The 6466-nt window shown below is 35.4% G+C and carries 7 protein-coding genes; all 7 read left to right on the top strand.

Going from position 1 to position 6466, the window contains the following annotated elements; genetic code table 11:
• Positions 1 to 10 precede the first annotated feature (10 nt).
• The 7 genes from AC6I0I_RS02785 (at position 11) to cwlD (ending at position 6289) form a co-directional block, all read left to right on the top strand.
• Entirely contained in the window at positions 11 to 475 is a 465-nt protein-coding gene (locus AC6I0I_RS02785; RefSeq protein ID WP_262953942.1) for a divergent PAP2 family protein, read from the top strand.
• Between the two features lie 112 nt (positions 476 to 587).
• Positions 588 to 1577 carry an NAD(P)/FAD-dependent oxidoreductase gene (locus tag AC6I0I_RS02790; protein ID WP_161832876.1) on the top strand — a complete coding sequence of 330 codons (990 nt, stop codon included), beginning with the start codon at positions 588 to 590 and terminating at the stop codon, positions 1575 to 1577.
• A gap of 218 nt (positions 1578 to 1795) precedes the next feature.
• Positions 1796 to 2167 carry a CvfD/Ygs/GSP13 family RNA-binding post-transcriptional regulator gene (locus AC6I0I_RS02795; RefSeq protein ID WP_161832877.1) on the top strand — a complete coding sequence of 124 codons (372 nt, stop codon included), beginning with the start codon at positions 1796 to 1798 and terminating at the stop codon, positions 2165 to 2167.
• 3 nt (positions 2168 to 2170) lie between these two features.
• Positions 2171 to 3523 carry a glucose-6-phosphate isomerase gene (locus AC6I0I_RS02800; protein ID WP_262953941.1) on the top strand — a complete coding sequence of 451 codons (1353 nt, stop codon included), beginning with the start codon at positions 2171 to 2173 and terminating at the stop codon, positions 3521 to 3523.
• Positions 3524 to 3887: 364 nt separating this feature from the next.
• On the top strand, positions 3888 to 4727 hold the full coding sequence (locus tag AC6I0I_RS02805; RefSeq protein WP_262953940.1) for a hypothetical protein: 840 nt from the start codon (positions 3888 to 3890) through the stop codon (positions 4725 to 4727).
• A gap of 280 nt (positions 4728 to 5007) precedes the next feature.
• Positions 5008 to 5511, top strand: a complete 504-nt coding sequence (gene cysE, locus AC6I0I_RS02810; protein WP_161832880.1) for a serine O-acetyltransferase — start codon at positions 5008 to 5010, stop codon at positions 5509 to 5511.
• An 85-nt stretch (positions 5512 to 5596) separates the two neighbouring features.
• Positions 5597 to 6289, top strand: coding sequence for an N-acetylmuramoyl-L-alanine amidase CwlD (gene cwlD, locus AC6I0I_RS02815; RefSeq protein WP_161832881.1), 693 nt, complete (start codon positions 5597 to 5599; stop codon positions 6287 to 6289).
• The last annotated feature ends 177 nt before the right edge of the window (positions 6290 to 6466 follow it).

Genomic DNA, 6466 nt, shown 5'->3' on the forward strand with positions numbered 1-6466 from the left:
AGATCGTTTTATGTGGTTAAACTATGCTTTAGAGTGCGCTATTTTAGCGAATATTTTAGCACAGGTGATTAAGGTACCTCTTCACTTGCTCATGAAAAGGCAATGGCAACCGATGCTCATTTTTTCAACTGGAGGGATGCCAAGCTCACATTCTGCTTTTGTTGCAGCACTCACGACGGCCGTTGCCGTTTTAGATGGTTTTCATTCAACCACATTTGCTATCTCTTTTTGTTTAGCTTCGGTTGTCATATATGATGCAATGGGGATTAGACGCCATGCGGGAGAGCATGCTAAGCTACTAAATCATTTAATCGATGATTTAGTTAATAGCGGCAATGTGTTGTTTTTTCAGGATAAAGCTTATCAAACAAAGCTAAAGGAATTACTTGGCCATGAACCATTAGAAACACTGGCTGGTACGTTATTTGGAATAGCGATTGCTTTAATTTATGGATGGTGTTTACACCTCATCTAGGGCTAGAAAATAATTTTTTAATGTATAAACATTGTTTGTATTGAAAGTTTTAGATATACTAATAATAAATGGAAACAGTTTGGGTTATTTTAACAAAGACGAGGTGGATCTGATGAAAAATGAAATTTATGATTTAACAATTATTGGCGGAGGCCCCGTAGGAATTTACGGAGCATTTTACGCGGGAATGCACGGAATGAGAACGAAGATTATTGATGCATTACCAGAGCTTGGGGGGCAACTTGCAGCACTCTATCCAGAAAAATATATCTATGACTTACCAGGGCACCCAAAAATTAAAGCGGGGGAAATGGTTGAACAATTAAAGGTGCAAATGAATCAGTTTACAGATCGTATTGATGTCGTCACAAATACGAATGTGAAGACGGTTGAAAAGTTAGAAGATGGAACCTTTAAAATTTGTACGGATCAAGAATGTCATTATTCACGTTCTATTGTTATTACCGCCGGAAATGGAGCCTTTACACCTCGAAAGTTAGATGTCGGAGGTGCTGAACAGTTTACTAATATCCACTATTTTGTATCGACAATGGAGACATTTAAAGGAAAAGATGTTGTTATTTTTGGTGGGGGAGACTCAGCAGTTGACTGGGCGTTAATGCTTGATGGTGTTGCTAAAAGTGTGTCTATTGTTCATCGACGTAATGAATTTAGGGCACATGCGTCTAGCGTTGAAAGGTTAAAACAAGCGAATGTTACTTGTTTAACTCCATACATTGCTAAAGATGTGATGGGACAGGGCGATCGTGCGAATCAAGTAGAGCTGATTAATGTAGATACAGAGGAAACAAAAATCCTTTCGGTAGATGAAATTATTGTTTTATACGGATTTATCTCATCGTTAGGGCCAATTAAGAATTGGGATATTGAATTAGAAAAAAATGCGTTGCGTGTAGATATCACTCAACAGACGAGTGTAAGTGGTATTTTTGCAGCAGGAGATGCTTGTACCTTTGATGGGAAAATTAAAATGATTACGACTGGATTTGGTGAGGTTGTTGTAGCCATTAATGCTGCAATCGCGTATGCTTATCCGGATAAGGTGCATCGCCATAAACATAGTTCGGCGATGATGAAATAATAATTGTTTAGGAAGTCTTGGGACTGTGGTCCAAGGCTTCTTTTTTATTGTTAACGATAAGGCGGCTTAGCGTAATAATCGAAAACCTAAACGGGTGGGGCGTTGTTCCTAATGAAGAATTAAAATTTTATAAAGTTAAAAAAAATTCATAATTGCGATTATATGGGAAAAATTTATATGATATAATGAGAATGTATGTATGAACTGAGGTGTAAATAATGAAAATCAAAGAAGGGAGTATCGTACGAGGAAAGGTCACAGGTATTCAACCTTATGGAGCGTTTGTCCAGTTGAGTGATGAGTGCCAGGGGCTTATTCACATTTCAGAATTATCTGATGGATATGTTAAGGATATACGTGATTTTGTGAATATCGGTCAGTATATTGATGTAAAAATTCTTAAGTTTGACTCTGACAACCGACAAGCACGGTTAACTTTAAAAGGAATTTCCAATTATAGTGGCCGAAATAATCGTATGAAGGCCTCTAATTTTGAGACTTCGAATGGATTTGCACCGCTTGCCCAACACTTACCCATTTGGATTCGAGATTCACTCGATAAAATAGCAAGGGTTAACAAGGAGGACTAGAAAATGGGAAAATTCCTATCATTTAATTATGAGAACGCAGCGTCTTTTGTTGCACAACATGAACTAGATTATGCAACTGAATTAGTGAATGTACTTCATAAACGAATTCATGAGCAAACTGGAGCAGGTAATGACTTTTTAGGATGGGTTGACTTACCTGAATCTTACGATAAAGATGAATTTGCTCGTATTCAAAAAGCAGCTGCTAAAATTCAATCTGATTCAGACGTTTTATTAGTTATCGGAATCGGAGGATCTTACCTTGGAGCTCGCGCAGCAATTGAGGCATTAAATAACCACTTTTATAACTTACAAGATAAGACAACACGTAAAGCACCACAAATTATTTTTGTTGGGCATCATATTTCTTCGACATATGTTCAAGAATTAGTTGAATATTTAGCGGATAAAACATTCTCAATTAACGTTATCTCAAAATCAGGGACAACAACTGAGCCAGCAATTGCTTTCCGTGTGTTTAAAAAATTATTAATTGAAAAAGTAGGACGTGAAGAAGCAAATAAACGTATTTATGCAACAACTGATGCACAAAAAGGAGCTTTAAAAACATTAGCAACAAGTGAAGGATATGAATCATTTATCGTTCCAGATAATGTTGGTGGACGTTTCTCAGTATTAACAGCGGTAGGTTTATTACCGATTGCCGTTAGTGGAATTAATATTGAGGAAATGATGAGAGGGGCAAACGATGCTCGTCAAGAATATGCTAACCCTAACTTAGCAGAAAATGAAGCTTATCAATATGCTGTTATCCGTAATGCGTTATACTCAAAAGGTAAAACGATTGAAATGTTAATTAACTACGAACCAGCGTTACTTTACTTTAATGAATGGTGGAAACAATTATTTGGAGAATCTGAGGGTAAAGACCAAAAAGGAATTTTCCCAGCTTCAGCTTCATTCTCAACAGATTTACATTCAATGGGACAGTTTATTCAAGAAGGTCGTCGTGACTTATTCGAAACTGTTATTAATGTTGTAAAACCAACTCGTGAAGTGGTATTAGAGGCCGAAGAAACTGATTTAGACGGATTAAATTATTTAGCTGGTCAAACTATTGACTTCGTTAATAAAAAGGCATTCCAAGGAACGTTATTAGCACACGTTGATGGAGGAGTACCAAATCTTATTATCGATGTTCCTGAATTATCAGCATATAGCTTTGGATATTTAGTTTACTTCTTTGAAAAAGCATGTGCAATGAGTGGTTATATTTTAGGAGTAAATCCATTTGATCAACCAGGTGTAGAGGCCTACAAGAAAAATATGTTTGCTTTACTTGGAAAACCAGGTAATGAAGCATTAAAAGCAGAGTTAGAAGCACGTTTAAAATAACGTCATATTAACGATTTTAAGACTTTCTCGTCAGTTAGCGGGAAAGTCTTTTTTTCATCATTTAAAGGGCGTCAGAGATAAAAAATAACGATTTGTCACCCTTTTGCCACTAAGTTTGGGAGTACATCTTAAAAAGGTAGAGGATTCTTGATATGAGTTATTAAGGGATTATCAGGCGATATTGCATATAGAATGAAGTCATAGATTAATTAATTGTGTCATATATTAATTGAAAAAAGACAAAAGGTGAAAAGAGTAGTAAAATAAAAATATAACTTAACACCTGTTCCTTTTAGAGGGAACCTAGTCCTGTCTTAACTAAGCGGGGAAGAAAGAAAAGATGTTTTAGGAAGGAGAGGGAAGGATGACGGAGGTAAGTCAATTATCGAAAAAGGATTTAATAAGTAATCTTTGGATGACGGATGAATTAATGAGTCAAATGAGATATTTTGAACAAGAACGCGCAGAAAAGAAAAAAACATTGGTATTAACAATTGAGAGTACACAAAAGGAGTATATTGCTTCGGTAAAAGAAAAGTATTATGGGAGTGAGGATTTTAAGGCGCATCAAAAGTATGAGGAATTATGTCTTAATTTAAAAGATTTTAGGGAGGTAGCTCTGTTACTAGATTTAATTATTGGGGTCCTTATTTCTTATCTGCTTTTTATGATCGGTGTAAAGTTTTTATCGGTGGTTCTTTCGTTTGTTGTTATTGTGTCATTGATTTATTTATTTTATTATGTGGGGGTTAAATATTATTTAAAACAAAAAAAACCTCTTTCAATCCCAACTCTAGAAGCTGTGATAGAGGAGGCGAAAGAGAGCTATGATTATCAACATATTGAACATTCATTGTTAGCTAATCATTTACGAGAAGAAATTCATGAAATAGATCAAAAAATTTCTCAATTAGAAATCGAACTCGTTGAGAAGACAGTTTTACCTGAAAAGTATCGACATCGTTCAAAAGATGTGATTTGGTATTTAGAGAATCTTGTTGCGGATAATCTAAAAGAGGCGTTATCCGCGTTGATTGAAGATGATCATAGAAAACAAATGAAGCAAATGATTGATAATCAAAATCATGAGATTAGACATTTAAAGGAGATAAGTCATCAATTAATAGAAAATCACCAACGATTAATCGAAAGACTGGAAACACAACAACAACGAATTGAGGAATTAGAAGGTAAGAAAAAATAATGATAAACCCCTTTTGTGTGGAAAAGACAGGAGGGGTTTTTATTTTATGAGGAGATTTAGTTGTTTAGCGTTGCCTAATTTTTGAAGGGGGTGGTTTAATGTGTTTTGAAAAGATAAATGGGATGTTTTATAAGATAGATTAATGTCTAATCACGTTTTTTTTTTTTTTTAGTGGGGGGGAAATTCACCTTTTTTGAAAAATAGTGGATACTTTTAATCAAATCTTTTTATAAACTTCATACGATAATAACAAGCATAGATAAAGAAGGGAAGAGATGAAGTGAGAGAATATTTTGACTCAATTAAGCGAAGGGACCCCGCTGCGCGAAATATTTTTCAGATTATTTTATTATATCCTGGGGTTCAAGCTATTTTCTGGTATCGCATAGCTCACTTTTTATATCAACATCATTTCAAGCTGTTAGCTGAGATGATGATGTTTATTGTTAGATGTGTTTTGAATATTGAGATTCATCCGGCTGCTACCATCGGTAAACGTTTATTTATCGATCATGGCACTGGTGTTGTGATAGGGGCAACGAGTGTGATTGGAGATGATGTAACAATGTATCACGGGGTTACTCTCGGGGGAGTTGGACGTGGGGACTCGAGTGGGAAGCGACATCCGACCGTTGAAGATGGGGTTACAATTGGTGCAGGTGCAAAAGTGCTTGGGAATATTACCCTAGGACAAGGCTGCATGATAGGAGCAAATGCAGTTGTGTTAAAGGATGTGCCTCCAAGAAAAACGTCGGTTGGTGTTCCTAGCGCAGTGAAAAAGTAATTAATTTGCGAATTTTAGAGCTTTTATTATATTTGGTACTGGTCCTTCATAAGCTTGTAAAAAAAGAATCGCAAAGGTGATGAGGATGAAGAAAACAATAAGTATAATGTTATTAGTAATCGTGTTGTTTTTAAGCTTTATTCCAGTTATATTAGGAAAGTATCAAGATAAGTGGAATAATAAATCGTCAGTGACGGTAGTTTTAGATGCGGGACATGGTGGAAAAGATGGTGGGGCCTCATCAGCAGGTGGTGTCATTGAAAAGGAGATTGTTCTATCTATTACGAAAAAAGTAGAGGATTATTTAAAGCTTCAAGGCGTTAATGTAGTACTGACACGAGATGGAGATTATGATCTAGCTTCTAAAGAGGCTAAGAAAAGAAAAGTGGAGGATTTAAGTAAACGTGTGCAAATTATGAATAGTCAAGAAAATGGAATTGTTGTTTCTATTCATGCGAATGCTATTAATAATAGCTCATGGTCTGGGGCACAAACTTTTTACGATCCGAAGAAGGTAGAAAATAAACAGTTAGCCACAGCTATTATGATGAGTATGAAAAATAATTTACAGACGACAACAAGAGAGGCAAAAGCTATTTCAAGTTTATTTATTTTAAAAAATTCTACCGTTCCATCTACATTAGTTGAAATTGGGTTTTTATCTAATCCAGCCGAGGCGGAAAAATTAGGTACAGAGGAATATCAAGATGAAATTGCTTATGCCATTTATGAGGGGATCTTATCTTATTTAGATAATCCTGATATGAAGGTTGAATAGGGAAAAGGGGCATCGCCAAGCGATAGATGCCTCTTTTTTTAGAAATAAAACGCAATTTTTTGAAAAATAGGCTTGTTACTTACCGGATAGTGTGCTATTATAAAAAAGTCGAAAATACGACAATAGAATATCTTTTTTATTTTATCCCTCATCTGATAATCGTAGAGATTATTTGAA

This window comes from Turicibacter sp. St.80E1 (assembly GCF_059728495.1).